The sequence below is a fragment of the Actinokineospora sp. UTMC 2448 genome (genome assembly GCF_024760565.1).
Lineage (GTDB): Bacteria > Actinomycetota > Actinomycetes > Mycobacteriales > Pseudonocardiaceae > Actinokineospora > Actinokineospora fastidiosa.
The window spans coordinates 3,730,733-3,756,338 of record NZ_CP031087.1 but is presented as its reverse complement, the minus strand read 5'-3'; the positions used below and the strand labels follow the sequence as shown (position 1 = coordinate 3,756,338).

Annotated in this window: 27 protein-coding genes and 1 pseudogene; 11 read left to right on the top strand and 17 right to left on the bottom strand. The window is 73.6% G+C overall.

What is annotated here, in order from left to right; translation table 11 throughout:
• Positions 1-532: 532 nt before the first annotated feature.
• From Actkin_RS17040 to Actkin_RS17030, 3 genes are read right to left on the bottom strand one after another with little or no spacing between them, the layout of a single operon-like run.
• Positions 533-1,237 carry a phosphonate ABC transporter ATP-binding protein gene (locus tag Actkin_RS17040; RefSeq protein WP_258903374.1) on the bottom strand — a complete coding sequence of 235 codons (705 nt, stop codon included), beginning with the start codon at positions 1,235-1,237 and terminating at the stop codon, positions 533-535.
• Positions 1,237-2,127, bottom strand: coding sequence for a phosphate/phosphite/phosphonate ABC transporter substrate-binding protein (locus tag Actkin_RS17035; RefSeq protein WP_258903373.1), 891 nt, complete (start codon positions 2,125-2,127; stop codon positions 1,237-1,239). The genes Actkin_RS17040 and Actkin_RS17035 overlap by 1 nt, the downstream gene beginning before the upstream one ends.
• Positions 2,124-3,233: a TIGR03364 family FAD-dependent oxidoreductase gene (locus Actkin_RS17030; protein WP_258903372.1), complete on the bottom strand. Its 1,110-nt coding sequence runs from the start codon at positions 3,231-3,233 to the stop codon at positions 2,124-2,126. Before Actkin_RS17030 ends, Actkin_RS17035 begins: the two co-directional genes overlap by 4 nt.
• A 145-nt stretch (positions 3,234-3,378) precedes the next feature.
• Between Actkin_RS17030 and Actkin_RS17025 the strand changes: the two genes are divergently transcribed.
• On the top strand, positions 3,379-4,119 hold the full coding sequence (locus Actkin_RS17025; protein WP_258903371.1) for a GntR family transcriptional regulator: 741 nt from the start codon (positions 3,379-3,381) through the stop codon (positions 4,117-4,119).
• Complete coding sequence (locus tag Actkin_RS17020; protein WP_258903370.1) at positions 4,116-4,772, top strand: phosphonatase-like hydrolase; 657 nt, start codon at positions 4,116-4,118, stop codon at positions 4,770-4,772. The genes Actkin_RS17025 and Actkin_RS17020 overlap by 4 nt, the downstream gene beginning before the upstream one ends.
• Here the strand turns inward: Actkin_RS17020 and Actkin_RS17015 are convergent, their stop codons facing one another.
• Positions 4,773-5,396: a TetR/AcrR family transcriptional regulator gene (locus Actkin_RS17015; RefSeq protein ID WP_258903369.1), complete on the bottom strand. Its 624-nt coding sequence runs from the start codon at positions 5,394-5,396 to the stop codon at positions 4,773-4,775. It abuts the gene before it with no gap.
• A 96-nt stretch (positions 5,397-5,492) separates the two neighbouring features.
• Between Actkin_RS17015 and Actkin_RS17010 the strand changes: the two genes are divergently transcribed.
• The 4 genes and pseudogenes from Actkin_RS17010 to Actkin_RS16995 all read left to right on the top strand — a co-directional run.
• A complete protein-coding gene (locus Actkin_RS17010) occupies positions 5,493-6,500 on the top strand; it encodes a glycoside hydrolase family 113 protein (RefSeq protein WP_258903368.1) in 1,008 nt (335 codons plus the stop codon).
• Positions 6,497-6,826, top strand: a complete 330-nt coding sequence (locus Actkin_RS17005) for a winged helix-turn-helix transcriptional regulator (protein WP_258903367.1) — start codon at positions 6,497-6,499, stop codon at positions 6,824-6,826. Before Actkin_RS17010 ends, Actkin_RS17005 begins: the two co-directional genes overlap by 4 nt.
• A 49-nt stretch (positions 6,827-6,875) precedes the next feature.
• On the top strand, positions 6,876-7,517 hold the full coding sequence (locus Actkin_RS17000; RefSeq protein WP_258903366.1) for an NADPH-dependent F420 reductase: 642 nt from the start codon (positions 6,876-6,878) through the stop codon (positions 7,515-7,517).
• Between the two features lie 67 nt (positions 7,518-7,584).
• Positions 7,585-8,592, top strand: a pseudogene (locus tag Actkin_RS16995) (type I restriction endonuclease); the annotation flags it as partial.
• Here Actkin_RS16995 and Actkin_RS16990 read toward each other — a convergent pair.
• The gene (locus Actkin_RS16990) at positions 8,536-9,450 is read right to left on the bottom strand and encodes a bacteriocin fulvocin C-related protein (RefSeq protein ID WP_258903364.1); all 915 of its coding nucleotides are present in this window, start codon (positions 9,448-9,450) and stop codon (positions 8,536-8,538) included. The pseudogene Actkin_RS16995 and the gene Actkin_RS16990 overlap by 57 nt on opposite strands.
• A 189-nt stretch (positions 9,451-9,639) precedes the next feature.
• Here Actkin_RS16990 and Actkin_RS16985 point away from each other — a divergent pair, with 189 nt between their 5' ends.
• Positions 9,640-10,581, top strand: coding sequence for a bacteriocin fulvocin C-related protein (locus tag Actkin_RS16985; RefSeq protein WP_258903363.1), 942 nt, complete (start codon positions 9,640-9,642; stop codon positions 10,579-10,581).
• A gap of 122 nt (positions 10,582-10,703) precedes the next feature.
• Here the strand turns inward: Actkin_RS16985 and Actkin_RS16980 are convergent, their stop codons facing one another.
• From Actkin_RS16980 to Actkin_RS32615, 6 genes are all read right to left on the bottom strand, one after another.
• Entirely contained in the window at positions 10,704-10,934 is a 231-nt protein-coding gene (locus Actkin_RS16980; RefSeq protein ID WP_189210525.1) for a hypothetical protein, read from the bottom strand.
• 575 nt (positions 10,935-11,509) lie between these two features.
• Positions 11,510-12,106: a DUF3618 domain-containing protein gene (locus tag Actkin_RS16975; RefSeq protein ID WP_258903362.1), complete on the bottom strand. Its 597-nt coding sequence runs from the start codon at positions 12,104-12,106 to the stop codon at positions 11,510-11,512.
• Positions 12,082-12,486, bottom strand: coding sequence for a phage holin family protein (locus tag Actkin_RS16970; protein WP_189210523.1), 405 nt, complete (start codon positions 12,484-12,486; stop codon positions 12,082-12,084). Before Actkin_RS16970 ends, Actkin_RS16975 begins: the two co-directional genes overlap by 25 nt.
• Entirely contained in the window at positions 12,483-13,073 is a 591-nt protein-coding gene (locus Actkin_RS16965; protein ID WP_258903361.1) for a hypothetical protein, read from the bottom strand. The genes Actkin_RS16970 and Actkin_RS16965 overlap by 4 nt, the downstream gene beginning before the upstream one ends.
• A 141-nt stretch (positions 13,074-13,214) precedes the next feature.
• Complete coding sequence (locus Actkin_RS16960; RefSeq protein WP_258903360.1) at positions 13,215-13,604, bottom strand: VOC family protein; 390 nt, start codon at positions 13,602-13,604, stop codon at positions 13,215-13,217.
• Complete coding sequence (locus Actkin_RS32615) at positions 13,588-14,352, bottom strand: arsenate reductase/protein-tyrosine-phosphatase family protein (RefSeq protein ID WP_309569064.1); 765 nt, start codon at positions 14,350-14,352, stop codon at positions 13,588-13,590. Before Actkin_RS32615 ends, Actkin_RS16960 begins: the two co-directional genes overlap by 17 nt.
• A gap of 135 nt (positions 14,353-14,487) precedes the next feature.
• Between Actkin_RS32615 and eccD the strand changes: the two genes are divergently transcribed.
• Together eccD and mycP are read left to right on the top strand one after the other, a co-directional pair.
• A complete protein-coding gene (gene eccD, locus Actkin_RS16945; protein ID WP_258903359.1) occupies positions 14,488-15,852 on the top strand; it encodes a type VII secretion integral membrane protein EccD in 1,365 nt (454 codons plus the stop codon).
• A 1-nt stretch (position 15,853) separates the two neighbouring features.
• Positions 15,854-17,122, top strand: a complete 1,269-nt coding sequence (mycP, locus tag Actkin_RS16940; protein WP_258903358.1) for a type VII secretion-associated serine protease mycosin — start codon at positions 15,854-15,856, stop codon at positions 17,120-17,122.
• A gap of 49 nt (positions 17,123-17,171) precedes the next feature.
• Here the strand turns inward: mycP and Actkin_RS16935 are convergent, their stop codons facing one another.
• The 6 genes from Actkin_RS16935 to Actkin_RS16910 all read right to left on the bottom strand — a co-directional run bounded on the left by Actkin_RS16935 (position 17,172) and on the right by Actkin_RS16910 (position 21,111).
• Entirely contained in the window at positions 17,172-17,495 is a 324-nt protein-coding gene (locus Actkin_RS16935; protein WP_258903357.1) for a hypothetical protein, read from the bottom strand.
• Positions 17,492-17,869 carry a YbaB/EbfC family nucleoid-associated protein gene (locus Actkin_RS16930; RefSeq protein WP_258903356.1) on the bottom strand — a complete coding sequence of 126 codons (378 nt, stop codon included), beginning with the start codon at positions 17,867-17,869 and terminating at the stop codon, positions 17,492-17,494. Before Actkin_RS16930 ends, Actkin_RS16935 begins: the two co-directional genes overlap by 4 nt.
• The gene (locus Actkin_RS16925; protein WP_258903355.1) at positions 17,823-18,326 is read right to left on the bottom strand and encodes a hypothetical protein; all 504 of its coding nucleotides are present in this window, start codon (positions 18,324-18,326) and stop codon (positions 17,823-17,825) included. Before Actkin_RS16925 ends, Actkin_RS16930 begins: the two co-directional genes overlap by 47 nt.
• A 22-nt stretch (positions 18,327-18,348) precedes the next feature.
• Positions 18,349-20,091: a WXG100-like domain-containing protein gene (locus Actkin_RS16920; protein WP_258903354.1), complete on the bottom strand. Its 1,743-nt coding sequence runs from the start codon at positions 20,089-20,091 to the stop codon at positions 18,349-18,351.
• 89 nt (positions 20,092-20,180) lie between these two features.
• A complete protein-coding gene (locus Actkin_RS16915) occupies positions 20,181-20,471 on the bottom strand; it encodes a hypothetical protein (RefSeq protein WP_189210514.1) in 291 nt (96 codons plus the stop codon).
• Between the two features lie 31 nt (positions 20,472-20,502).
• Complete coding sequence (locus tag Actkin_RS16910; RefSeq protein ID WP_258903353.1) at positions 20,503-21,111, bottom strand: WXG100 family type VII secretion target; 609 nt, start codon at positions 21,109-21,111, stop codon at positions 20,503-20,505.
• Between the two features lie 209 nt (positions 21,112-21,320).
• Here Actkin_RS16910 and eccCa point away from each other — a divergent pair, with 209 nt between their 5' ends.
• Together eccCa and Actkin_RS16900 are read left to right on the top strand one after the other, a co-directional pair.
• Complete coding sequence (eccCa, locus tag Actkin_RS16905; protein ID WP_258903352.1) at positions 21,321-25,280, top strand: type VII secretion protein EccCa; 3,960 nt, start codon at positions 21,321-21,323, stop codon at positions 25,278-25,280.
• Positions 25,277-25,606 (top strand): hypothetical protein, encoded by a 330-nt coding sequence (locus tag Actkin_RS16900; protein ID WP_229786841.1) that lies wholly within the window; start codon positions 25,277-25,279, stop codon positions 25,604-25,606. The genes eccCa and Actkin_RS16900 overlap by 4 nt, the downstream gene beginning before the upstream one ends.

The following is a 25,606-nucleotide window of genomic DNA, read 5'->3' as shown; positions in this document are numbered from 1 at the left end:
ATGGCTGGCTCGGCTGCGCGCACGGTGGGTCCGGTCGCACGCATGGCTGGCTCGGCTGCGCGCACGGTGGGTCCGGTCGCACGCATGGCTGGCTCGGCTGCGCGCACGGCGGGTCCGGTCGCACGCATGGCTGGCTCGGCTGCGCGCACGGTGGGTCCGGTCGCACGCATGGCTGGCTCGGCTGCGCGCACGGTGGGTCCGGTCGCACGCATGGCTGGCTCGGCTGCGCGCACGGCGGGTCCGGTCGCACGCATGGCTGGCTCGGCTGCGTCCACGGCTGGCCCGGCCGCACGCGCCGCTGGTCCGGCCGCGTCCACGGCTGGCCTGGCCGCGCCCACCGCAGGCCTCACTGCACCCGCCGCTGGTCTCACTGCAACAACCGTCGGCGCCTTCCGCCGAGTCGACCTCGGCTTCGACCACTGGTCGTCGCCGTCGGGCCGTCGGGCCAGTCGTCGGCGTCCCTCGGCCGACCCGACCTCACCGGCCGTCCCGCCCACCGTCGGCCATCGCCCGGCGCGTGCTGGGGTGGTGTTCACGCCGCCACCCGGTCCGGGGCGTACAGGGCCGCGAGGGCGTCTTCGGTTACCTCGGCCGCGTTGGCGGACAACGTGATCCGGCCGTGCAAGAGCCCCACGACCCGGTCGGCGTGGTGGCGGGCCAGGGTGGGTTGGTGGAGGACTGCGGCCACTGCCAGGCCGTCGGTGTGGGCGAGTTCGGACAGGAGGGTCATCACCAGGGTGGCCGCCGCCGGGTCCAGTGCGGACACCGGTTCGTCGGCGAGGAGGACCGGGGCGCCCTGGCAGAGGGCCCTGGCGATGGCCACCCGCTGCTGTTGCCCACCGGACAGGCTGCCCGCGCGGTCTCGGGCCCGGTCGGCCATCCCCACCCGGTCGAGGCAGGCCATCGCACGCTCGCGCAGCGACCTCGGGAACAGCGCGGGCACCAGGGACCGCGACGGCGGCAGCCCGGCCAGGCCGCCCGCGCAGACGTTGTCCAGCACGCTGCGGCGGCGCACCAGGTGGATCTGCTGGAAGATCATCGCCGCCTGCTCGCCGGTGATCTCCCCGGAGTCCGGTGCGGTCAGCCCGACCACGCACCGCAGCGCGGTCGACTTGCCCGATCCGTTCGCGCCGAGGAGGGCCACCAGTTCCCCGGCGGCCACGTCGAGGTCGACGCCCGCCAGCACGCGCCGCCCGCCGAAGGACTTGGTCAGCCCGCGCACCCGCAACGCGGCCATCAGACGTCGCCCTCGGTCAGGCCGAGTTCGGCGGCGAGGTCGAACAACGGCTGGTAGGTGGCCCTGTCGACGGCAACCATGGGGCCTGGCGGGTCCACGTCGAGCAGCGCGCCGACCTGGGCGATCTCCTGCGGGGTCAGCCGCAGCAGCGCGTCCCTGACCGCCGTCTTGAACGCCGGGTCCAGCGCGCCCGCCACCGTGATCGGGTCGTTGGGGATCGGGTCGGACGCCCACACCTGCCGGAAGCCCGCCGGGTCGAAGGTCCCCGCCGCGGACGCGGTGGCCAGCTGCTGGGTGTTGATCTCCGCGGCGTCCACCTTGCCGTTGATCAGCGCGAGCACGGCCTCCGGATGACCACCTGCATAGTCGATCTTCACCTCGTCCCTGCCGAGCCCGGCCTTGCTCAGCGCGTACCGGGGCAGGGCGTCGCCGGAGGTCGAGCCGGGCTCGGACAGCGCGAGGGACCTGCCGCGCAGATCGGCCAGGGACTTGACGGGGGAGTCGACGGGCACCCAGATCCCGGCCTGGTAGCTGGTGAGCCTGCCGTTCGCGTCGCCGAAGGAGACCAGCGGCTCGGCCTGCGCGCGCTCGCTGGCGAAGACGTAGCCCAGCGGACCGAACTGGGCGAGTTCGAGCTTGCCGTTCTGCATGGCCAGCACCTCGGCCGAGTAGTCGTGGACGACCTGCAGGCGGACCGGGCAGTTCAGCTCGCGCTGCAGCGCGCCGGTCAGGACCCCGTACGCGGGCGTCAGCTTGGCGGGGTCCTCGTACGGCTCGATGCCGAAGCGGATCTCGCCGTTGGGGCAGGTCGGGCTGTCCGCGGCCGGGTCGGTGCCGCCGCAGGCGGTCAGCGCCAGCAGTGCGGCGATGAGGATCGCGGTGCGCTTCATCGGTGATCTCCAGCGAGGTCGTCGAGCACGGTGGGGGCGAGGCCGAACGCGGTGGTCATGCCGATCCCGGAGGTCACGGCCACCACCCGGGTCGCCGGGTGCGGGGCGGCGACGAGGAAGTCGGTCGGGGCGGAGGCGTAGACGCCGCTCCAGCGGCGGCGCACTGCCAGCGAGCGGACACCGAGCAGGCGGGCGGCCTCGCGCAGCACCAGGGCGTCGGTGTCCTCGTCGAGGAACGGGTCGAGGGTGGTGGCGTAGTGGTGGGTGTCGCCGACGACGAGCTCGCCGCCGGGGCGCTGGGTGAGCATCAGGTTCATGCCGACGTCGAGCAGCTCGGGCCGCTCACGGCTGATCCGGTCGCGCACGTGCGCGGCCGACGGCGTGCCCGCCAGGCCCGCGTACCGCACCATGGACAGTCCGGAGAGGACAGCGGGTCCGACCGTCGCGCCGTTCGGTGCGGCCACCTCGAACATGCGCAACCGGCAGCGCCGCACCCCGGCCTCGTCGGCGAGGTCGGGCAGCAGCCGGTCGACGTCGTGGCCCACGGCGACGATCACGGCGTCGGCCCCGAGCGCGCCGCGGGTCGTCCGCACCACTCCGGGTTCGACGCCGGTCACCGCTGTCCGCCACCGGAACTGCACGCCCCGCGCGGCCAGCCACGCGGCGATCGCCCGCACGGCCTCCCGCGGATCGACCCGCAGGTCCAGCGGCAGCAGCGCCCCGCCGAGCACGTCGTCGGCGAGCAGGGGGAACGCGAGCTCGTCGCGCCGCAGCAGCCGGACCTGGTCCTCGCCGCGCCTGCCCGCGAACTCGGCCAGCACGGCGAGCTCGTCGTCGGCGCGGGCCAGGACGAGGGTGCCGGACTCGGCGAGCCGGAACCCGGCCTCGCCCGCCAACCGGAGCCACGTCCGCCGGGCGGCGAGCGCGAGGTCGAGCGCGGGCCCGTCCTGCGCGGTGACGCAGATGTGCCCGAAGTTGCGGACGGACGCGCCGACGGCCCGCTCGTCGCGGTCGAGCACGACGACCCGCATGCCGCGCCGCACGCCGTCGACGGCGTGCGCGAGGCCGACGATGCCCGCGCCGACGATCACCAGGGTGGGTTTCACGGCGGCAACCGTGCGGCCCCGACCGCCGTGATCACAAGACGCCAGCCGGACTTGTACGGACAAGTTTTCCCGGTGTTTACCCAGCTAGTGGCGCATGTCGCTCGGTGTTGACAGGCGTCGGGGTGGCTCTCGTATGGTCAAGTGCGTGACCGCACCCCTGCACGTCAGACTGGCCGACGAACTGCGCAGGCGCATCGCCCGCGGCGTCCTCCCGGTCGGGTCCGCGCTGCCGTCGGAGGCCCAGCTGTGCGCCGAGTTCGGCGCCTCCCGGGGAACCGTCCGGCAGGCCCTGTCCGCGCTGCGGCACGAGGGCCTGATCGGCGGCGGGCAGGGCAAGCCGCCGGTCGTGCGGGAGACGGCGGTGGCCCAGCCGTTCGAGACGTTCCTGTCGTTCACCCGCTGGGCGCAGCAGCTCGGCCGGGAGCCGGGGCAGCGCACCATCGAGATCGCCCGCCGCGGCGCGGGCCCGGCCGCGGCCGACGCGCTCGGTATCGATGAGGGCGCGCCGGTGGTGGAGGTGCTGCGCCTGCGCCTGCTCGACGGCGTCCCCGCGATGCTGGAGCGCGGCAGCTTCATCGAACCGGTCGGCCGCCTGCTGTTCGATGTGGACACCGACGCCGGGTCCATCTACGACAGCCTGCTCGCCCGAGGCGTCGACCTGCACGCCGCCCGCCACACCATCGACGCCGTCGGCGCGGACGCGGTCGACGCCCGCCTGCTCGACGTCCCACCGGGCGCGCCGCTGCTGCGCGAGCGCCGCCGCGCCTGCGACTCCTCGGGCAACCCCGTCGAGTACGGGGACGACCGGTACCGCCCGGACCTGGTCACCTTCACCATCACCAACGTCCGGACCGCGAGCCCGGGCCTGCTCAAGGAGTCATCGTGATCGAGTTGGTCGCCCTCGACATGGCGGGCACCACGGTCGACGAGGGCGGCGCCGTCTACCGCGCCCTCTCCGCAGCCGTGTCCGCCGCGCTCGGCGCGCCCGTGGACCCGGCGCTGCTGCGCCGCTGGATGGGCGCGGGCAAGCGCGAGGCGGTCGCAGGCCTGCTCGCGGGCTCGTCCGTCGACCCCGACCCCGTGTTCGCCGACTTCGGCGCGCGGCTGGCCGCCGCGTATGCCGCGTCACCGCCGACCGCCCTGCCTGGGGTGTCGGAAGCCATCGCCGCGCTGCGGTCGTCGGGCGTCCGGGTGGCCCTGACCACGGGCTTCTCCAGGGAGGTCGCCGAGGACATCCTCACGCGTCTGGAGTGGACGGTCGGCGGGACGGTGGACGCCCTGGTCACCGTCGACGACGTGGCAGCGGGCAGGCCCGCGCCCTACATGGTCTTCCGCGCGATGGAGGCGACCGGCGTCCACTCGGTCTCGGCCGTGGCCACCGCGGGCGACACCGTCCTCGATCTGCGCGCGGGCCGCAACGCCGGGGCGGCGGTCGTCGCGGGCGTGCTCACCGGGGCGCAGGACGTCGTCGCTCTCGGTCGGGAGTTCCACACGCACCTGCTGCCGTCGGTCGCCGCGCTGCCGGAGATCGTCGGCTGATCAGTCGCCCGCTGCACGGCTCTCGGCCGCGTTAAGGGCTGGCGTGAGTGGGGCGAGGGCGGCGCGGAGCAGGTCGGGGAGGGGGCCAGCGGGCACGACGAGAGCGCCGGATGGCCGTGCCCACTCCTCGATCGCGATCCGGACGGCGGCGGCCACGCTGGCGGCGAGCACGCGGGCGGTCTGCGGGTCGGCGTGGACGCGTTCGGCGAGTGCGGTGGCGAGGGGGCCCTCGAGCGCGCTGGACGTGGTCTCGGCGTAGGTCTGGCGCAGGGCCGGGTGGGTGGTGATCAGCAGCAGCGCCTCCCGGCCGTGCTCGCCCGGGTCGGTGTAGGCGTCGACGATCGCGTCGGCCACGGCGTCGGCGAGGCGGGCGTCGGGGCGGGCGCGCACCGCCGCGGCGACGCGGGACTCCCGGTCGGCGGTGACGGCGGCGACGATCGCGTGCTCGCGGCTGGGGAAGTAGTTGTTGTAGGTCCGCGGCGAGACACCCGCTGCCTGGGCGATGTCGTCGACGCGCACGTTGTCCGGCTCGCGCTCGATGGCCAGCCGCAGCGCCGCCTCGCGCAGCGCCTTGCGGGTGGCCTCCTTCTTCTGCTCCCGCAAGCCGTTCGGTCGTTCTGTCACGGTCGGAGCATCGCAGACGAAGTGCGCGCACGCAAACTTGCGTGCGCGCAAGTTTTGCCTCTAGCGTGGGTGGCCCGACCGAGAGAGGACAAGACCATGCGAGCTGTGGGCATCAGCTACGACACCGGCTTCATCAGCGGTGGCACGAACTCGCTTGAGCACTTCGACCCGGAGCAGGTGAGGCGCGAGCTGACCGTCATCCGCGACGACCTCGGCTGCGACGCCGTGCGGGTGATCGGCGGCGACCCGGAACGGCTGGAGGTGGCGGCGGCGTTCGCGGCCGAACTCGGCCTGGAGGTCTGGTTCTCGCCCTACCCGCTCGAACTGGCGGCCGACGAGATGCTGTCGCTGTTCGCCGACTGCGCCGAGCGGGCCGAACGGCTCCGGGAACGCGGCGCCGAGGTCGTGTTCGTGGTCGGCGCGGAGATGAGCCTGATGAACAAGGGGTTCCTGCCCGGCGCGACCCAGGCGGAGCGGCTGCGGTCGCTGCTCGACGATCCGGAGCGGCTGCCCGGGCTGGTCGGCGAGGTGTCCGCCAAGGTCAACGCGTTCCTCGCCGAGGCGGCGGCGCTCGTGCGCGCTCGGTTCGGCGGGCGGATCACCTATGCGGCGATCCCGCTGGAGCGCGTCGACTGGACGCCGTTCGACATCATCGGCGTGGACCTGTACCGGTCGGCAGAGGTGGCCGACCAGTTCGCCGACGGGGTACGCGCGCTCGTCGCGCAGGGGAAGCCGGTGGCGATCACCGAGTTCGGAACCGCCGCCTACCGCGGCGCGGGGGAGCGGGGCGGGCGGTGCATGGAGATCCTCGAGTACGACGACGCGGGCGTGCCCGTCCGACTCGACGGCGAGTACGTCCGCGACGAGGAAGGGCAGGCCGCGTATCTGCGGGAACTGCTGGAGATCTTCGACGAGGGCGGGGTGGACAGCGCGTTCGTGTTCCTCTTCGCGCTCACGAGCTTCCCGCACCGGCCGGACGGTGATCCCCGGGATGACCTGGACCTCGCCAGTCCGGGGATCGTCCGGGTCCGGGAGGACGGGCAGTGGGAGCCCAAGGCGGCCTTCACCGCCCTCGCCTCGCGGGGTGGGATGCTGGCGGGGTGAGCGCAAACGACGTCTTCCTCGCGGACTGCCCCGCGCGCACCACACTGGACCTGGTCGCCGACACGTGGTCGGTCGTGGTCGTGTTCGGGCTGGGCACGGGTCCGCAGCGCTACAGCGACCTGCACGACCGGATCGGCGGGATCAGCAAGAAGATGCTCACCCAGACACTCCGCAAATTGGAGCGCAACCGGCTCGTCGAGCGGCGGGTGCTGGCGACCGCGCCCGCCGGGGTCGAGTACCGGCTGACCGGGCTCGGCGAGAGCCTGCTCGGGCCGGTGTCCGTGCTGGCCAGGTGGGCCGAGGACCACGCGGACGACCTGGCGTGAGCGCCGTGGGGAACCCGGTGGTTCCCCACGCCTGCCTAGCGTTGTCCCCATGCGAATCGGACTTCTCGGCGCGGGCTCCATGGCCGACGCGCTCGGCACCCGGTGGGCGGCGGCAGGCCACGAGCTGATGGTCGCCGGGCGTACCCGGGACAAGGCGGAAGCGCTGGCCCGCAAGCTGGGCGGCCGGGCGGGAACGTTCCGCGAGGTGGCGTCGTTCGCCGACGTCGCCCTGATCGCGGTGCTGTACCAGGGAATGCCCTACACCCTCACCCAGATCGGCGACGCGCTCCGCGGCAAGCCGATCATCGACTGCAACAACCCGGTGGAGACGGACCGCTTCACCCTGACAACCACCCCGGGCCGGGCGATGGCGGAGGACATCGAGCAGGCCACCGGCGGACACGTCGTCAAGGCCTTCAACCTCTGCCACACCCGGGTCTGGGAGATGACCCCACCCCGCTTCGACCACCGCCCGCTGGTCGTCCCCTATTGCGGCGACGACCCCACCACCCGAACCCTGACCCACACCCTGATCACCGACCTGGGCTGCACGCCGTTGCACATCGGCGGACTTGAACAGGCCCACCACCTGGAGGCCATGGCCGCCATCGTCATCTCCCTCCTGTTCACCGGCCACGACCCCCACACGGTCTTCAACCTGGTCGACACAACCGAACCGGTCGCCTCGTAGGGCCGTGACGAGTTGTGCTCGACTTCGGTGACAACGCCTCCGTCGCGGCGAAGAACGCGTTCATGATGCCCTCGTTGGCCCGAAGGTCACCGCGGACGCCGGGACCAAGAGGGGCGACAAAATCGACTACGCCCTGGTCCACGACGGCTAGGTGCAGGTGCTGGTCGAGGCGAAGAAGGTCAACGACCCGCTGCGGATCGAGCACGCGTCGCAGTTGTTCCGGTACTTCGCGGTCACCAACGCGCGTATCGCGATCCTGACGAACGGGCAGGTGTACCAGTTCTACACCGATCTCGACGCGCCGAACCGGATGGATGCGAAGCCCTTCCTGGTGCTGGACTTCGCCGACATCGACGACACGTTGCTGCCGGAGTTGGCCAAGCTGACCAAGGAGTCCTTCGACCTGGACTCCGTGATCAGCGCGGCCGGGGAGCTGAAGTACATCGGGCAGCTCAAGCGGGTGTTGGGGGCGCAGTTCAAGGAGCCCGAGGACGACTGGGTGCGCTTCCTCACCAGCCGGGTGTACGACGGGTCCTTCACGCAGAAGGTGCGGGACCAGTTCATCCCATTGGTGGCCAAGGCGTCCCGGCAGTTCCTCAACGAGCAGGTCAACGACCGGCTCAAGAACGCGCTCGGCGGCCCCGGGTCCTACGTCAGCGTCTCCAGCGATCCGGTGGAGGCCGAAGTGGACCAGGCCGCCGAGCCGTCCGCCCGGTCGGAAGGGGACATCCAGACGACCGAGGAGGAACTGGAGGGCTACCGGGTCATCCGGGCCATCGTGTGCAGCGAGGTCCCCGCGGCACGGGTCGTGGCGCGGGACGCCAAGACCTACTGCGGGGTCCTGCTGGACGACAACAACCGCAAGCCCATCGCCCGGCTGTGGTTCAACCGGTCGAGGAAGTACCTGGGCGTGTTCGACGAGAACAAGGCCGAGACCCGCGTTCCCATCGACACCGTCGAGGACATCTACGCCCACGCGGACCAGTTGCGGCGCACCGTCAACCGCTACCTCGATCCGTCAGTAGTAGCAGCGCCCGGTGCAGGCGTAGATGTACAGGGCGCCGCAGCCCGATGACAGGACCGTGCACCCGTCGCGCCTGCAGTAGGGCGGGTTGACGCACCAGTTGTCGATCGTGTTGCAGGTGCAGTTGTCCTGCACGGTGGCCTCGTCGGCCGGGCCGAGCTCGGCCATGAGCTGGAACGCCTTCTCCTGCCCGAACGCCGCGACGGCCGACTCCCTGGCCCGCGTCAGGGCGCCGTGGACGGACGCGGTGACCGGGCCCGCGAACGTGGACTCGGTCGCCGCGATCTTCCGGAACGCGGCGACCGCGTCCGCCTGCGCGCGCGTCAGCCCGGGCTGGTCCAGCACCCACTTGTCGATGTGCTCGACCCAGACCGCGCTGCGGGTGCTCGCGGGCAGTTCGGCGAGGATCGCGCGCCGGTACGCAGTGGGGTGCTTGACGATCTCCCCGTACGTCCGGGGCAGCCGGTCCCGGTTGGCCCGCATCCACGTCTGGACCGCGTCCGTGTCGCCGAAGGCGGGAACCCGGCCGCCGACCAGGATCGCGGCGGCGACGGCCGTGCCCGCGCCGAGTCGCAGGAACTGCTTGCGCCCCATGCCGTCGGAACTGTCGCTTTCGGAGCGACGAAGCTCGCCCAGCGCCTGGAGCACCCGGACCGTCGAGCGGAATCCGAGCCAGCGCACCAGCGGCAGCGCCATCCCCGGACCTGTCCAGACGCGCACCTGATCGCCCCGCACGCGCACCAGCGTGGGCGCCCACGGCGCGTCCTCGGACCGCCACGCGACCACCTCGGGGTGGCTGAGCGGAAGGATCTCGAGTTTGCCGTCGCACGCGCGCGCCACCGCGTCGGACAGCTGCCTGCACGTGGCGCAGGCAGCGTCGAAGGCCAGGACCCATCGTTGCTGAATCATCGGAAAAGACCTCCCCAGTCGTGCCGACAGTAACCAGCGCGGGCCGCGCGCACCCAGCACCCGACCGGGTGACGCAGTACCGAAACACTGCTGGGTGATAGGAACGAGTCACCCGGTTGGGTGCTGGGGCGTGAACCCGAGCCGTGGCTACTGTCGAAGTGCCTGGGGGACCTGGGGAGGTTGTAACCAATGACTGATCAGCGGTGGATTCTGGCGTTCGACGCGTCCTGCGGGAAATGCCGCGAACTGTCCGACGTGGTGCGCCGCGCGTGTGAGGGCAAACTCGAAGTGCTCGCGCTGACCGACCCGGACGTGGTGCGGTGGCGCACGGAGGCGTTGGGGCCGAATCCCCGATGGGCGCCGACGCTGTTGCGGGTGCGCGGCGAGCGGGTGCGGGCGTGGACGGGACCGGCGATGGCGCTGCCGCTGGTGCGCTGGCTCGGAGTCCGCTCGACGGTCCGGGTGCTCCAGGCCATCGGCGAGGCCCGGGAGGCGGCGGGCGGCGCGACGGAGGGCATGGGGCGCAAGCAGTTCCTGCGGTTGGGCGCGGGCGCTGTCGCCGCGGCGGCGATCCTGGCGGCGGGCCGGACGCCCGCGTTCGGCGCGTCCGAGGCCGACGCCGCGAAGGCGTGGGCGGCCGCGAACCGCTCCCGCCTCCCGCAGACGTACGCCGAGATGGTGCGGCACACCGTGACCTACCGCCGCGCGATCTTCGCCGAACTGCCCGCCGCCGTCCGCAGCGCCATGTGGGTCGAGCACATCGACAAGTGGGCGCGCGCTCGCGGCGGCCTGACGCGGGAGCAGGCCGACATCGTCGCCGCCGTCCGGAAGATCGCCGCGACCGAGTCGACGTTCCGGCTCCCGGCGTCCCCCGAGGTCCGCGACGCCCTGCTGGGCATCAAGGAGCGGGCGATTGCCGAGTTCGGCCACGCCGACGCCTTCCGCCTGCTGGCCGCCCTGGGCCCGGACGACCCCCAGTCCCTCCTGGCCCCGAAGTGCGCCTGCAACCTCTGGGACGACTGGTGCAGCAACGAGACCTCCTGCATCGCCATCCAGGGCGACTGCGAGCGCACCAGCTCCGGCTGCGGCGACCTCTGGCTCGCCCCATGCAACGGCCGCTGCTTCAACTAGCCGCCTGACGGGACCACTGCACGGAGGCAGCGGGAGGACGGCAGCGAACCACGCATGCCGACAACCGGCTATCCCGGCGCGCCGCCGCGATAGCCGGTTGTCGCTCCGGCGGTGTGCGGGGGCTAGCGGTAGTCCTCTTCGTCCGCGGCCGCGGTGCGGTGTTGGTCGAGGGCGTCGGCGGGGTTGGCGTCGGAGGGGAGTTCGCGCGGAGGCTCCTCCGGACGTTCGTCCTGCGCGGGCTGGGCCTGTTCGACGGCGTCGGCCTCGGGATCCTCGGGGGAGACCTCGACGGGTGGCAGGGCGCTGCTGTCCTGGGCCTCGTCCGGGGTGCGGGCCGGGTCGAACTCGGTCATGGGGGACCTTTCGGGTTGGGGGCAGGGGAGTGGCGAGCGGCCGAGGGGGCCGCTCGCCACCGGGTGCTCGCCCTCGCGGGTTGCTTGCCACTTGGATAGTCGGCCCCGCGGGGGCCGCTCGCCACCTGGGTGGTCGGTCTCGCGGGGCTGCTTGCGGATGGTCGGTTTGCGGGGCCGCTCGTGGATGGTTGGCCTCGCGGGAGCCGCTCGCCACCTGCCGGTCGACTTCGCGGGGGCCATGCGCACGTGGATGGCCGCGGTCGCGGGGCCGTTCGCCAACCGCGGTCGGCCTCCGGCCCGCCGCCGACCTCGGCGGTCGGGGCGGTACGGCTGGTTCGCGGTACCGGGCCGGTCGGCCGTCGACGGCGCGACCGCGACCGCCACAGGGCGGCGGCTCGCCACCTAGGGGCTCCCGTGTGGCGGGAGACCTGGGTGCTCCAGGGTGGCGGGAGCCGCCTATGCCACCTGGGTGCTCCCGGTCGCGGGAGCCTGCTGTGCCACTTGAGGGCTCGCAGTCCCGGGTGCCAGCTGCCGCTTACGGCGGTCGCGGTCACGGCCGTTCGCCGGGGTTCGGGTCAGCGGCCGCTCTTCGCCTGGTCGGCGGTGCGGCCGCCCTCGTCGCGGGCCTTGTCGCCGACCTCGCGGGCGGCGGCCGCCGTCGTCTCCTGGACGTTGTGGGCGGCGTGTTTGGCCGTTTCGCCGACGTCGGCGCCGATGCCCTTGGCCGTCTCGGTGGCCTGCTGCTTCAACGACTCCAGCTGGTCGCTGTCCTGCACCTTGTCCCGGACCTGCCGCGCGGCCTTGCGTTCCTCGTCGGTGGCCGGGAGCAGGCCCGCGGTCAGCAGGCCCGCGCCGAAGGCGATGAGGCCCGCCGCCAGGGGGCTGCCCTGCGTCTCCGCCCGCACCCTCTGCGGGGCCTCGCGCGCGGCCTCGGCCGCGTGGTGGGCCTGTTCGCGCACGGTGCCCGCGCCGTCGGACATCGAGTGCTTCGCGTCGTCCATCGTGCCCATCACCCGCTCTCGGAACCGGCCGAGGCCCCGGCGCGCCTTGTCGCCCTGTCGGTGGGCGATGCGCTTGGGGCTGGTCTTGTCGACGAGCCGGTCGAAGTTGTGGCTGAGTTCCGCGCGCGTGCGCCGGATGTCAGCGCTTATGTGGTCGGGTGTCGTGCCCATTGCGCGTCCTCCTTGAGGGTCTGCAGAGTCTGCTCCGGTTTGGGGGACACCGAGCGCATGGCCGCGCGGCCGCGGAAGTACAGCACCGCGCCGATCACGGCCCACACGGCCGCGACCAGCAGCGTGGCCCAGCCGAGGTCCATCACGTTGCCCAGCCCGTACGCGGCGGCGAGGCTGAGCAGCAGGGCGACCATGCCGCCCGCGAAGCCCGCCCCGCCGAGCATCCCGGCGGCCTTGCCCGCCTTGGCGGCCTCCCCTTTGAGCTCGGCGCGGGCCAGCGCGACCTCCTGGCGCAACAGCCTGCCGAGGTCGTCGGTGATCTCGCTGACGAGTTCGCCCAGCGACGGTTCCTCAGTGCGCGGTCGAGTGGAATGCGTCATCGGCGCACCGGTCCTCGGCTCGGGTCGGCCGTCTGGTGCGCGGGCATCGTCGGGACGGGACCCGGCTGGTCGGGAATGCGGCCGTACGCGGGGTTGACGCTCTCCGCCGACGGCTGCCGCTCGACGCGCTCCTCGACGTCGGGGGTGGACTCGCCCGAGCCCGCCAGGCCCTTGCCGATCCTGCCGATGAGGAAGCCCGCGGCCGCCGATCCGAGCAGGAACGCGCCCGGCCGCCTGCGGGCGAAGCCGCGCACCTGGTCGAGCAGGTCGTCCGGCCCGCCCTGGCGCAGCTGGTCGGCGAACTCGTGGCCCTTGTCCGACAGCTGCCGCGCGACCGCCCGCGCGGGCGTGTCGCCCGACCCCGCCATCTCGCCGAGCTCGTCGGCCCACTTGGCCAGCATGTCGGCGGCTCGGCCGCTCTGCTCCTGGGCCTCCTGGCCGAGCCGGTCCCGCACGTCGGACGCGACGTGCCGCACCTGGCGGCTCGCCTCCGACGCCACGTGCTTGACCTGCTCCTGAGCGGTGCCCGCCACCTCGGACGCCGACGTCTTCGCCTGGTCCGCGGTGGCCTTCGCCTGTTCCCGCATGCCCCCCTGCTCACCCTGCCGAGCATGCGGCGGCGCCTGTCCCGTCGAGTGTGGATCCACCATTGCCTCCGGAAGGTGTCGAATCGGGTCTCCGGTCGAGTACCCGATCCGGGGAGGCGTAACCGGCGGACAATTCGGGCATCAGCGCCCGGCGGGCTGGAACAGCTCGACGAGGTTGCCCGCCGGGTCCCGCAGCAGGACCTGCTGCCCGCCGGGGCCGGTGACGATGTCGTTGCGGAAGGGGACACCGGCCGCCCGCAGCCGCGCGACCTCGGCGGCGATGTCCTCGACGATGAGGTGGATGCGGTTCCAGCCGCCGGGCTCGGGCACCGCGCCGTCGGACATCGGGCGGCCCGCCGAGCTGCCCGGTCCGGCCAGCAGCAGGCGCAGCGGACCCCGGGTGACGGCGGCGAAGACGGGCGCGGCGTCGAAGTCGACGGCGAACCCGAGGTGGCGGCGGTAGAAGTCGACGGCGGCGGCGACATCGTCGACTATGTAGCGCACGCTCGCTGTCTCAGTCGTGGCGGGCATTCTCGGCACTCCCGGTGGTGAGCAGGGCCAACAGGAACTGGTTGCGGGTCTCGATCTCCTCTGCCACGCGGCAGAACTCCGCGTAGCCCGCGTCGTCGGACGAGCCCGCCGCGGTCGGGTCGGGCAGGCTCCAGTGGACGGTCGTGGCGGACCCGTGGTCGCGTGGGACCTCGCGCACCTTGTCGCACAACGTGATCACGTAGTCGAACCGGCGGTCGGCGAGGCTCGCCACGGCGGTCGTGGTCTTGCCGCCGAGGTCGATGTCGTAGCGCTCCCGCATGACGCGCACGGTGTTCGGGTGCAGGGCGGGCTTGGGGTGGCTGCCCGCGCTGGCCACCTCGACCCGGCCGCCGCCGCGCTGGCGCAGCAACGCCTCGGCGATGGGCGACCGCGCGCTGTTCCCGGTGCACAGGAACAACACCGAACCGCCGAGCGGGCCGGGCGGGGCCGGGGGAGCCAGCGCCGGGTGCAGCGCCCCGGCTGCCTCGGTGAACGCCCTGCCGCACCGGGCCAGGTCGAGGTGGTAGTAGCTGTCGCGGCCGTCGAACGTGCTCCGCCGAGCCGTCACGAGATTGGCGGAGCGCAACAGCCGCAAGTGGTAGGAGACCAGGTTCTGCGGCTCCCCGACCGCCGCGACCAACTCGCGCACGCGGCGGTCGCCCCCCGCCAGTTCGCTCATCAACGCCCAGCGCAGCGGGTGCGCGGCCATCCGCATCACCAACGGAACGGATGCCCGGTCGTCTCCCATCGCCCGAAGATACATCCAACCAGCTTGATGTATCAATCCCATTTGATGATTCCGTGTCAGCAACCTGCCGTGTGGTTGAACCGGACACCACCGCGCCCCCAGGCTGGGAAGCCACAATGGAGGTGAGGACGCGGGATGACTGGCACGGGACTGGTCCGGATCACCGTCACCGCACCGCACCGCAGCATCGACCTCGCGCTGCCCGACGCCTCGCCGATCGCCGAGATCCTGCCCGGACTGCTCGTCCACGCCGGGGAGCGCGGCGCGGACAACGGCGGCTGGACGCTGCGCCGGGGCGACGGGACCCCGCTCGACCTCGGCCGCACCCTGGGCAGGCACGGCGTGCGCGACGGCGAGGTGCTCCACCTGGTGCCGCGGCGCGTCGAGTGGCCGGAACCGGAGTACGACGACCTGGTCGACGCCATCGCCACGAGTTCGGGCCGCGCGGGCCGGACGTGGGGGCCCCGGCACACCCGCGCCGCGGGACTCGCCGCGGGCGGCGCGCTCATGGCGGTCGGCCTCGGCGCTGTGCTCGCCTCGGGACCGTCGTGGACGGGCGCGGCGCTCTGGTCGCTCGGGCTCGCCGCGCTGCTGCTCGTCGGCGGCGCGTGCCTGGCCAGGGCGGTGGGCGACGCGGGGGCGGGGGCCGTGCCCGCGGGGATCGCGCTGCCGTACGCCTTCGCCGGCGGCGCGCTGGTGTACGCGGGGGAGAGCCCGATCGGCGACCTGGGCGCGCCGCACCTGCTGTCCGGATGCGCCGCCGTGGTGCTCGTCGCCGTGCTGGGCCACATCGCCGTGGCCGCCTGCCCGGTGCTGTTCGTCGCCGCCGCGACGGCGGGCCTGTTCGGGGTCGCGGGCGCCTGGCTGTCCACAACGGACGCGTTGGCCGCGCATGACGCGGCCGCGGTCGTGGCCGGGCTGCTGCTGGCGTTCTCGCCGATGGCCGCCTCCGCGGCGATCCGGTTGAGCCGGGTGCCCATGCCGGTGCTCCCGAGGACCACGGCGGACCTGGTGCGCGACACCCCGCAGCCGCCGAGGGACGCGGTGCACGCCGCTGTGGTGCGCGCCGACGCCATGCTCACCGGGATCGTGGTCGCCGTCGGCGTGGTCAGCGCTGCCTGCCAAGTGCTGTTGACCATCCGGGGCGGGACGGCGGCGACGGTGTTCGTGGCCCTGCTGGCGGTGGGGTTCCTTCTCCGCGCCCGCCTGTACCCGGTCCTGTGGCAGCGCGCGGCGCTGCTGACGGCGGGCCTGGTCGGGCTCGGCTGCCTGGCGCTCGGTCCGCTGCCCGCCCTGGGCGCGCTGCTGGTCGCCGGGCCGGTCGCCGTGCTGGTCGGCGCGGCCGCGCTCGCCGTCGGCCTGGTCCGCAGCAGGCGGGCGGCCGGACCGTTCCTGGGCAGGTACGCCGAGATCCTGGAGGTGGTCGTGGTGCTGGCGGTGGTCCCGGTGGGCTGCTGGGTGCTCGACCTCTACAGCTCCGCGCGCGGCCTGGGCGGCTGAGATGCGCGGGAACCGGGTCGGCGCGGCCGTGATCGCCGCGGTCATCGCCGCAGGGCAGCCGACGCCCGCCGCCGCCGCCGCCGCGCCGCCGCCGGGCGCGTGCCGCGACACCGAGCCCGCGCGGCCGCCGGTCCGCGAACTCCCGTGGGCGCAGGAGCTGCTCGCGCCCCAGCGCGTCTGGCCGCACAGCACCGGCGCCGGGGTCGTGGTCGCGGTCGTGGACTCCGGCGTCGACGCCGACCACCCGCAGCTGCGCGGGGGCCGGGTGCTGCGGGGCCAGGACTTCTTCCTGGTCGGTGACCTGCCCGGCGCCTTCGACTGCGGGTCGCACGGCACGGCCGTCGCCAGCATCATCGCGGCCGCGCCGCAGGAGGGGATCGGCTTCCGCGGCCTCGCGCCCGGAGCGCGCGTCCTGCCGATCCGCGTCACCGACCGCGACGGCGGCCGTGGGGCGGGGATCGACCCGAAGGTCCTCGCGCAGGGCATCCGCTACGCCGCCGACCAGGGGGCGGACATCATCAACCTGTCGCTGTCGGGCACCCGCGACGACAAGGCGGTGCGGGACGCGGTGGCCTACGCGCAGAGCAAGGACGTCCTGATCATCGCCGCGGTCGGCAACCTCCAGGGCGAGGGAAGCCTGCCGTCGTACCCGGCGGGGTACGACGGGGTGATCGGCGTCGGCGCGGTCGACATCTCCGGCGCCCGCCTGGAGTCCTCCCAGATCGGGCCGTACGTCGACATCGTCGCCCCCGGCGGTGGCGTGCTCGGCGCGACCAGGGTGGCCGGGCACACCTACTGGGACGGCACCAGCTTCGCCGCGCCCTTCGTCGCCGCCACCGCGGCGCTGGTCCGCTCGGCGTGGCCGGACCTGCCCGCCGACCAGGTGGCCCGCCGCCTGCTGGCCACCGCGGGCCCCAGCCGGGGCGGCATCGGCAGCCTGGCCTACGGCGCGGGGACCGTGAACCCGTACCGCGCGGTCACCGAGGGCCTGGTCGACTCCCCGCCGAACGTGACGGCCCCGGTCGTCATCCCGCGGCCCGACCCGGGGGAGCTGCGCGCCGCCGAGCGGTGGGCCGTCACGCGGTCCCGGTCCCACGCCTGGACGCTCGTGGTGCTCATCGGGACCGCTGTCGCCCTCGCCGCCGCGCTGACCGTGCCCCGGGGCAGGCGGCGCCGCTGGGCGCCCGGCACCACCCACCTGCCTGCCGCCCGCCCGGTGCGGGACGAGCCGCCCGAGCAGCTGTTCCTGCTCGACCCGCCCGGGCGGTGAGCCAAGACAACGGCCCTGGCCACCAGGCCAGGGCCGAAGTCGTCGCCGGTCACCTCGGATCGTCGGTCACCCGGCGGATCGTGCCCGTGCCCGACGCCTCCGCTGCCTGGTACTCGGCCACGCAGCTCATCGCGTCGTCGCACAGCGCGCTGTACGCCGGGGCGATGGCGTCGGCGCGGGCCGCCAGCCTCTCCGCCAGCGGCAGATACCCCTGCAGGAACGCCTGGGAGAGCGGGTCGCCGCCCACCCCGGACCGGCTCGCGTCGAGCGCGCTCCGGTGTCCTGCCCAGGCGCTTCCGAAGGACTCGCCCGCCGCCCGCAGCCGGTTGACGCCCCTGGTCACGCCGTCCGGGTCCATGTCGTACTGGGTCATCCGCGCTCGATCTCCTTGTCCAACTGGTGCAGGAACGGGTCGGTGTGCACGTCGCTGGTCGCCAGCTCCGCGCCGGGCGGCAGGAACTGGCGGACCACGGCGAACAACTCCTCCTGGGAGCGGGCGACCGCCTCCCGCACGGTGTCCACAATGGTCGCGGCGAGGGCCTTGGCGTCGGCGGTGCGGTAGATCCTCGGGTCGAGGCGCAGCTCACTGAGCTCGCCCCGACCCACCACCGTCGCGCTGATCAGCCCGTCCGGCGAGTCCGCCGTCGCCGTGATGTCGGCGATCCTGCTCCTGATCTCCAGCAGGTCGTCGCGCAGCCGCTCATGGCCCGCCCTGCGCGCCGCCGCGTCGATCCTCGGCCGTTCCATCGGTTCCTCCCAACCCGGTTGGTTTGACGCTGGCGAGGAACCGCTGGAAGTCCCCCACGAGCACGGTGACCTGGTCCTTGCCCGTCGTCATCACGATCCGCAGCACGACGCGCCTGCGGTCATCGCCGACGTCCAGCAGCGCGAGCAGGACCTGGCACTGGACCACGTCCTGCCCGACGAGGCGCAGGACCTGGGTGAAGCCCGGCGAGCCCGCCGTCCCGACCTCGTTGCGGGACAGCACCTCCACCGTCGCGCCCGTCTCCCGCAACCGGGCGACGGCCTCGTCGGCCATATCGACCAATTGCGCGTTGTCGGGGCGGAACTGGCCGCTCACCGCGATGGACCCGCCGGACGGGTGCACCGCGACGACAGTGCCCCCGGAGGTCTCGGCGGGCTCGGGAAGCCGCCAGCCGTCCGGCAGGGCGAACTCGATCGGGATGGGGGGCGGGGTGTCCACAGCTCGGCTCCCTTCGACCGGATCAGGACGGTGACGGCGTGAACCAGCCCGCCACGGTGTCGCCGAGCGCGGCGCCCGCGTCCTGCAGCGTCCGCAGCGACTCGGCCGGGTCGATGACGATGGTGCCGCCGACCTTCCCGCCGATGCCGAGCGCGCCGCCGAGGCTGCCGCCGATCTCGAACTTGCCGTCGGGCCGGGTGCCCATGGTGACCCCGGCCTCGAATCCGACGCCCGCCCACTTCTCGTGCGTGACGCCCGCGCCGAGCCCGCCCGCCTCCACGTTCAGCGAGTTGCTCACCTTGGCCCCGGCGAAGGCGCCCACCTCGGTGTCGAGGTACTTCGGCCCCACGTCGAGCGTCGCGCTCGCCTCCAGGCCCCCGAGGACCTCCGTCCGGGTCCTGGCGGTGAGGTCGCCGACGTCGAGCTGGGTGTCGAGCGACCCGCCCGTGCCCCAGGCCGCCCGCTCCTCGAACTTCCCGCCCTGCTCGGTCAGGGTCGACGCGGACTCGCGGTACAGCGACTCCGACGGCAGGCCGGTCGAGTGCCACGAACCGGCGTCCGCGGTGAACCGGACGTCGTGGTCCTTGCCCGCGATGTTCAGCTGGTGCGTCTTGCTGTCCAGCTTCGCCCACGCGTCGGCGACCTGGCTGTAGTCCCGGGTGTAGCTGGCGTTGCCGAGCTTGCTGGGCGACCCGAGGTCGCCGCGCTTCTGGGCGGTCTCCACGCCCACCCGCTCGGTCCTGGTCTCCCGCGACTCGACCGGCCGCCGGGGGTCGTCCTGGTTCTCGGGCTTGTCGCCGTAGGCCCAGTAGTCCGGCGCGGAGTCCTCGGCGCGCTCCCTGCCGTACTCCAGGTGCTCGGCGTCGAACTGGTTCCACCGGTCCCGAACAGTCTGGCTCATGTCGTCGATGAAGCCGGAGATCCCGTTCGCCGCGTTGGTGACCAGGCTCTGCTCGGCGTACTCGCGCTCGCCCGGCGGGAGGGTCGCCCGTGCCATGTCGTAGGTCGTCCCGCCCCGGTCCAGCTCGCCGTCGATCTCGGCGTTGGCGTGGCGGAAGTCGCCGGCGGTCTCGGTCGCCGCCGTGCCCACCCTCGTCGCGAGGTCGCCGACGGCGGCCGCGTCGTCGGTGACCCCGGCCGCGCGCTCGTCCAGCTCCCGCCCAGCCGGGTCGGACCAGCCCGCCGCGGTCTCGGCGGTGGCCTGCTTGCCCTCGTCGCCTGCGTTCTTGCCGCTGGTCCCGGCCTTGGTCAGCTCGTCGCCGATCCCGCGCAGCAGGTCCGGCTCGGTCTCCGGCATCCGGACCAGCTCGCGCACCCGCGCCTCGAACTCCCCGGTCGGGCGGTCCTCGGCGGGCGCCCCGTCGCCTGCCGGTGGTTCGCCCTTGCCGTCCCCGCCTTCGGCAGGCGGGGCCGATTCGGCGGGCGCCTCCTCGGCTGTCTTGCCAGGGTCCTCGGCGGTCTTGCCGGGTTCATCGGCGGCCTCCGGCGCAGGGTCCGCCTCGCCCTGGGTTTTCTCCGGCGCCGACCCGCCTTCCTGGGCGGGTTCCGACGACTCCGCGGCGGACTCCTCGGCCGGCGGCGACGACTCGGCCGGAGGTGATGACTCGGCCGGAGGTGATGACTCGGCGGGGGGAGACGATTCGGCGGGGGGAGACGATTCGGCGGGGGGAGACGATTCGGCGGGTGCTGAGGACTCGGCAGGCGGTGACTCCGGGGCCGGGGCCGGATCGGACGTCGCGCCGCCGCCTGGGGCCGCATCGGCCATCGCGGGACACCTCTCTTCTCATCTGTCGACTGTGGACAGCCCCGAGGAGGCCCCGGCGGGACGGGCCGGGGCCTCCGGTCGTGACGTGGTCAGGCGCTCATGCGCCCGCAGGACCGCTGGACCGCGCCCATGTTCTCGTGCTGACAGGACATGACGCCCTGGTTCATCGCCTGCAGCAGCTCCTGGCCTGCCTGCATGGCCGCCTGGAACGCCTGGCTGATCTCGGCGAACACGCCGCCGCCCTGGTCGGTCCACTCGGCCTCGGTCATGCCCGAGGTCTGGCGCCAGTTGTCCATCGAGCCCTGGACGCCGCCGACGCAGCCGTTCATGCCCGCCGCAAGGGACTCCAGTGCCGCGAACACCGCGAGCTTACGGGTCATCGTCGCTCTCCTTCCGGTTGTCTGTCAGTGGTCAGCCGCGCAGGACACCGGCGAAGGCGAACGCCGCCGACGACCCGCCCGCCAGCGCGGCCGACTGGGCGCCACCGCCGCCCGAGTCGCCGTCGGAGTCGCCACCGCCGTCCCCGCCGTCGGAGCCGCCACCGTCGGAGTCCCCGCCATCGGAGTCACCGCCACCGGAATCGCCGCCGCCGAAGTCGCCCCCACCGAAGTCGCCGCTCAGCTCACCGCCGAAGCCGCCCCCGAACCCGCCGCCGAAGCCGAAGCCCCCGCCGAATCCACCCCCGAAGCCGCCGCCGAACCCGCCTCCGCCGCCCTCGGCGCCGCTGAGGCACATGGTTCCCTGGCGGTCGGCCTCCAGGTAGTCGTTCATCGCGAACCGGGTGTCGTTGCCCAGCTTCTCGAGCTTGGCGCACAGGTTGCGGATGGCCATGTCCCACTTGCGGAACGCCTGCTGCAGCGCGACCGACTGGTCCATGTTCCACTGCGCGGGGATCACCGAGTTCACCTGGCCGTCCAGGTTCTTCCGATGCCCCTCCAGCTCCTGGACGACCATCATCGCCAGCTGCGCCGCGCGGGCGAGGGTGTCTGTGTTGGCGTCCATGAGACCGTTTCCGGCCATAGGACTCTCCTTCCGATCGGACGGGTTGGTCTGTTCCCCGCGCGCAGCGGAAGCGGGATCGGTCGTGCGCCACGAGGGACACGGCCCGAAGCTAGTTCCCCCGACCCCGTCGGAAGGTGTCCGCGGCACGTTCCTGCCACGGCCGCCGCCGCGCCCGATCGCGGCCCGAGAATCGGTCCACGCTGGACGACGAGGGGGAGGTGTTCTCCGTGGCAACGGTCGTGGTGCGCAGGCCGGTGCGCCGCCCGGCGCCCGAGCCGCCGTCGGGCGAGCTGGTCATCGACCCGCCCCCGGAGATCCCGAAACCCGGGGGCAGGCAGTGGACGCAGCTGCTCATGGTCGTCCCGATGATCGCCATGATGGCCGCGATGATGCTGATGTTCTCCGGTGGCTTCACCCAGGGCTCCGGTTCGACGCGGTTGGTGGTCTTCGGCCTGTTCGGCGTCGGCATGCTGGGGATGCTCGGCATCGCGCTGCTCAACTCGTCCGGCCCGAACAAGCGCGAGATGGGGTACGAGCGCCGCGGCTACCTGCGTCACCTGGCACAGCACCGGATGCGGATGGCCCGCGCCATGCGCGCACAGCGGGAATCCATGCTGTACCTGCATCCCGAGCCCGCCGCGCTGCTGACCCTGGCCGTCGGCCACCGGCTCTGGGAGCGCCGCCCGGTCGACGGCGACTTCGGCGTGGCCCGCATCGGCACCGGAGCCCAGCGGCCCGCGCTGACCCTGGTACCCCCGGAGGCCAAGCCGCTCGACCAGCTGGAACCGCTGTCCGCGCTCGCGCTGCGCCGGTTCATCACCACCTACGCCGCCGTGCCCGACCTGCCGCTCGCGATGGCGGTCAACGGCTTCAGCCGCGTCTACCTCCGCGGCGACCGCGCCCGGGTGCTCGCGCTGGTCCGCGCGCTGCTGGTCCAGCTCGCCACCTTCCATTCGCCGGACGACCTGCGCGTGGCCGCGTGCCCGGCCCCGGACGCGCGGTCGGAGTGGGACTGGCTCAAGTGGCTGCCGCACGCGCTGCACCCCGACCGGACCGACGCGGCGGGCCCGCTGCGGCTGGTCGCGCCGTCCATCGTGGCGATCGAGGCCATGGTGGACGACCTGATCGGCAAGCGCCCCCGGTTCGACCCCGCGGTGGACCGCCGCGACGCCCTGCCGCACATCGTCGTCGTCATCGACGGCGGCGCGACGGCGGGCTCCGACCACGTGATGGCCGACGGGGGCCTGGAGGGCGTCACCGTCATCGACACTCGGACCGAGCCGCCGCGCGCCCTGGACCCGTCCGTCATCGTGCTGACGGTCGACGCCGACGGCGCCCTGTCCAGCGAGACGATGGACGGCGTGGTGGACCTCGGCGCCGCCGACGCCATGGACCTGCCCACCGCGCTCGGCGTCGCCCGGGTCCTCGCGCCCCTGCGGGCCTCCGCGAGCGGCCGGGGCGAGCAGCCGATGAGCACGGACCTCGACCTCGCCGAGCTGCTGGAGGTCGGCGACCCCGCCGCGTTCGACCCGGCCGACACCTGGGTCCGGCGGCCCAACCGCGACCGGCTGCGGGTCCGCTTCGGCATCCGCGCCGACGGCACGCCGGTCGAGCTCGACCTCAAGGAGTCAGCGCAGGACGGGATGGGGCCGCACGGCCTGCTGATCGGCGCCACCGGCTCCGGCAAGAGCGAACTGCTGCGCACCATCGTGCTGGGGCTGGCCATCACCCATCCGCCGAACTCGCTGAACTTCGCGCTGGTCGACTTCAAGGGCGGCGCGACCTTCGCCACGCTCGACAAGCTGCCGCACACCAGCGCCGTCATCACCAACCTCGCCGACGAGCTGCACCTCGTGGACCGCATGACCGACGCGATCAACGGCGAACTGCTGCGCAGGCAGGAACTCCTGCGGGCGGCGGGCAACTTCGCCTCCCTGCGCGAGTACGACAAGGCCCGCGCGACCGGCGCGCCGCTGCCCGAGGTCCCCACGCTGCTGGTGATCTGCGACGAGTTCAGCGAGCTGCTGTCGGCCAAGCCCGACTTCATCGACATGTTCGTGCAGATCGGCCGGGTGGGCCGGTCGCTGGGCGTGCACCTGCTGCTGGCGAGCCAGCGGCTGGAGGAGGGCAGACTGCGCGGCCTGGAGACGCACCTGTCGTACCGGATCGGCCTGCGCACGTTCTCCGACCTGGAGAGCCGCGCGGTGCTCGGCGTCGGCGACGCGGCCAGGCTCCCGCGCGCGCCGGGCCACGGCTTCCTGCGGCAGGGCACCGAGCCGCTGGTGCGGTTCCGCGCGGCCTACGTCTCCGGCATCCACCGCACGCGCACAGCGGACACGACCGGGCAGCACCACCAGAAGGCCCTGTCGCTGCTGGAATACACGACCGACTACCTCGCACCCGCCCTGCCCGCCAGCCCGGAGGTTCCCGAGCCGGACGGCGACGAGGTGGGCGAGAGCCTGCTGGACGTGCTCGTCGAGCGGATGCGCGGCCGGGGAACCCCTGCGCACCAGGTGTGGCTGCCGCCGCTCGGCGACTCGCCCACCCTCGACCAGCTGCTCCCGGACCTGCGCGCCCACGACGACCGCGGGTTCGGCACGGCGGACGACCGGCTCGCCGGGGCGCTCCGCGCGGTCGTGGGCGTCGTGGACCGCCCGCTGGAGCAGCGGCGCGACTCGCTGGTGCTGGACCTGTCCGGCGCGGCGGGGCACGTGCTGGTGATCGGCGCTCCCCAGTCGGGCAAGAGCACGGCGCTGCGGTCGGTCATCGCCAGCCTGGCCCTGACCCACACCCCGCGCGAGGTCCAGTTCTACTGCCTCGACTTCGGCGGCGGCGCCCTGGGCGCGCTGCGCGGGCTGCCGCACGTCGGCGGCGTCGCGGGGCGGCAGAACGTCGGCGCGGTGCGCCGCACCGTCGCCGAGGTCCGCACCCTGATCGCGCACCGCGAGCGCGCCTTCGCCGAGCACGAGGTCGAGGGGATGCGCGACTACCGGCGTCGGCGGCCCTCGGCCGACGACACGTTCGGCGACGTCTTCCTGGTCATCGACGGCTGGTCCACGCTGCGCACCGAGTTCGACGACCTGGAGGCCGTCGTGGCCGACATCGCCGCGCGCGGCCTGTCCTACGGCGTGCACGTCGTGGTGTCCTGCGCGCGGATGTTCGACCTGCGGATGAACATCCGCGACCTGTTCGGGACCCGCATCGAGCTGCGGATCGGCGACCCGGTCGACAGCATGGTGGACCGGGCGTCGGCGATGAAGGTGCCCGAGGGCGCCCCGGGCCGCGGTGTCACGCTCACCCGCCACCAGCTGCTGACCGCCCTGCCGCGCGTCGACGGTGACAGCGACCCGGGCAGCCTCGCCGACGGCGTGCGCGGCCTGGTGGCGGCGGTGGCGTCGGCATGGCAGGGAGCGCCCGCGCCCGCGGTGCGGATCCTGCCCGCGCAACTGCCCTACGACCAGCTCGCGAGCGCCCACGACGCGGGCGCGCACCGGCTGGCCGTCGGCATCGCCGAGGACGACTTCGGGCCGGTGCACGTGGACTTCGGCGCGGACCCGCACCTCCTGCTGCTCGGCGACACCGAGGCGGGCAAGACGACGTTCCTGCGCGTGCTGGCGCGCGCGATCGTCGACACCTACGAGCCGAGGCAGGCGCGGATGGTCATCGTCGACCACCGGCGCGGCCTGCTCGGCGACGTCACCACCGAGCACCTGCTCGGCTACGGCACCGACCGGGACACCACGGCGCGGCTCATGCGGCAGGTGGCCGAGGAGATGGCGGTGCGGCTGCCCGGCCAGGACCTGACGCCGGAGCAGCTGCGCGACCGCAGCTGGTGGCGCGGCCCCGAGCTGTTCGTCCTGATCGACGACTACGACCTGGTGGCCGGGCAGCTCGACAACCCGTTCCTGCCCTTGGTGGACCTGCTCGCCCAGGGCGGCGACATCGGCATGCACGTGGTGGTGACGCGCCGGACCGGCGGGGCGGGGCGGGCGCTGTTCGAGCCGTTCCTGTCGCGGCTGCGCGACGTCGGCTCGCCGGGACTGCTGATGTCCGGCGACAAGGACGAGGGCCCGCTGCTCGGCGGGCTCAAGCCGGAGCCGCTGCCGAGGGGCCGGGCGTGGCTGGTGAACCGCCGGTTCCCGGCCCGGCTCGTCCAGCTCGCCTGGCTGCCCAAGGACGCTCGATGAACGGGGAGGACCACATGTGCGGACAGCGCCGTGAGCTGGACGGCGACCCGGAGGCGATGCTGCGCTTCGCCGCGCGGGTCGGGCAGGGCAGCGCGCCGGTCGACGTCGATCCCGTGATTCCCCCGTGTCCCGGCGGGATGCGCGGGTGCGCGGTCTTCGCCGCGGCGGACATGCTGTCCACCGCGGCGCTGGCCGAGTTCGTGGCGGAGACCGAGCACGCGGTGGCGGCGCTGCGCGCGGCGTCGTTCCTGGCCGCGCAGGACTACCTGGCGTCGGACCTCGCGGGGGCGCTCGACCTGCTCGGCGCGACCCGCCCGGAGGCGTGA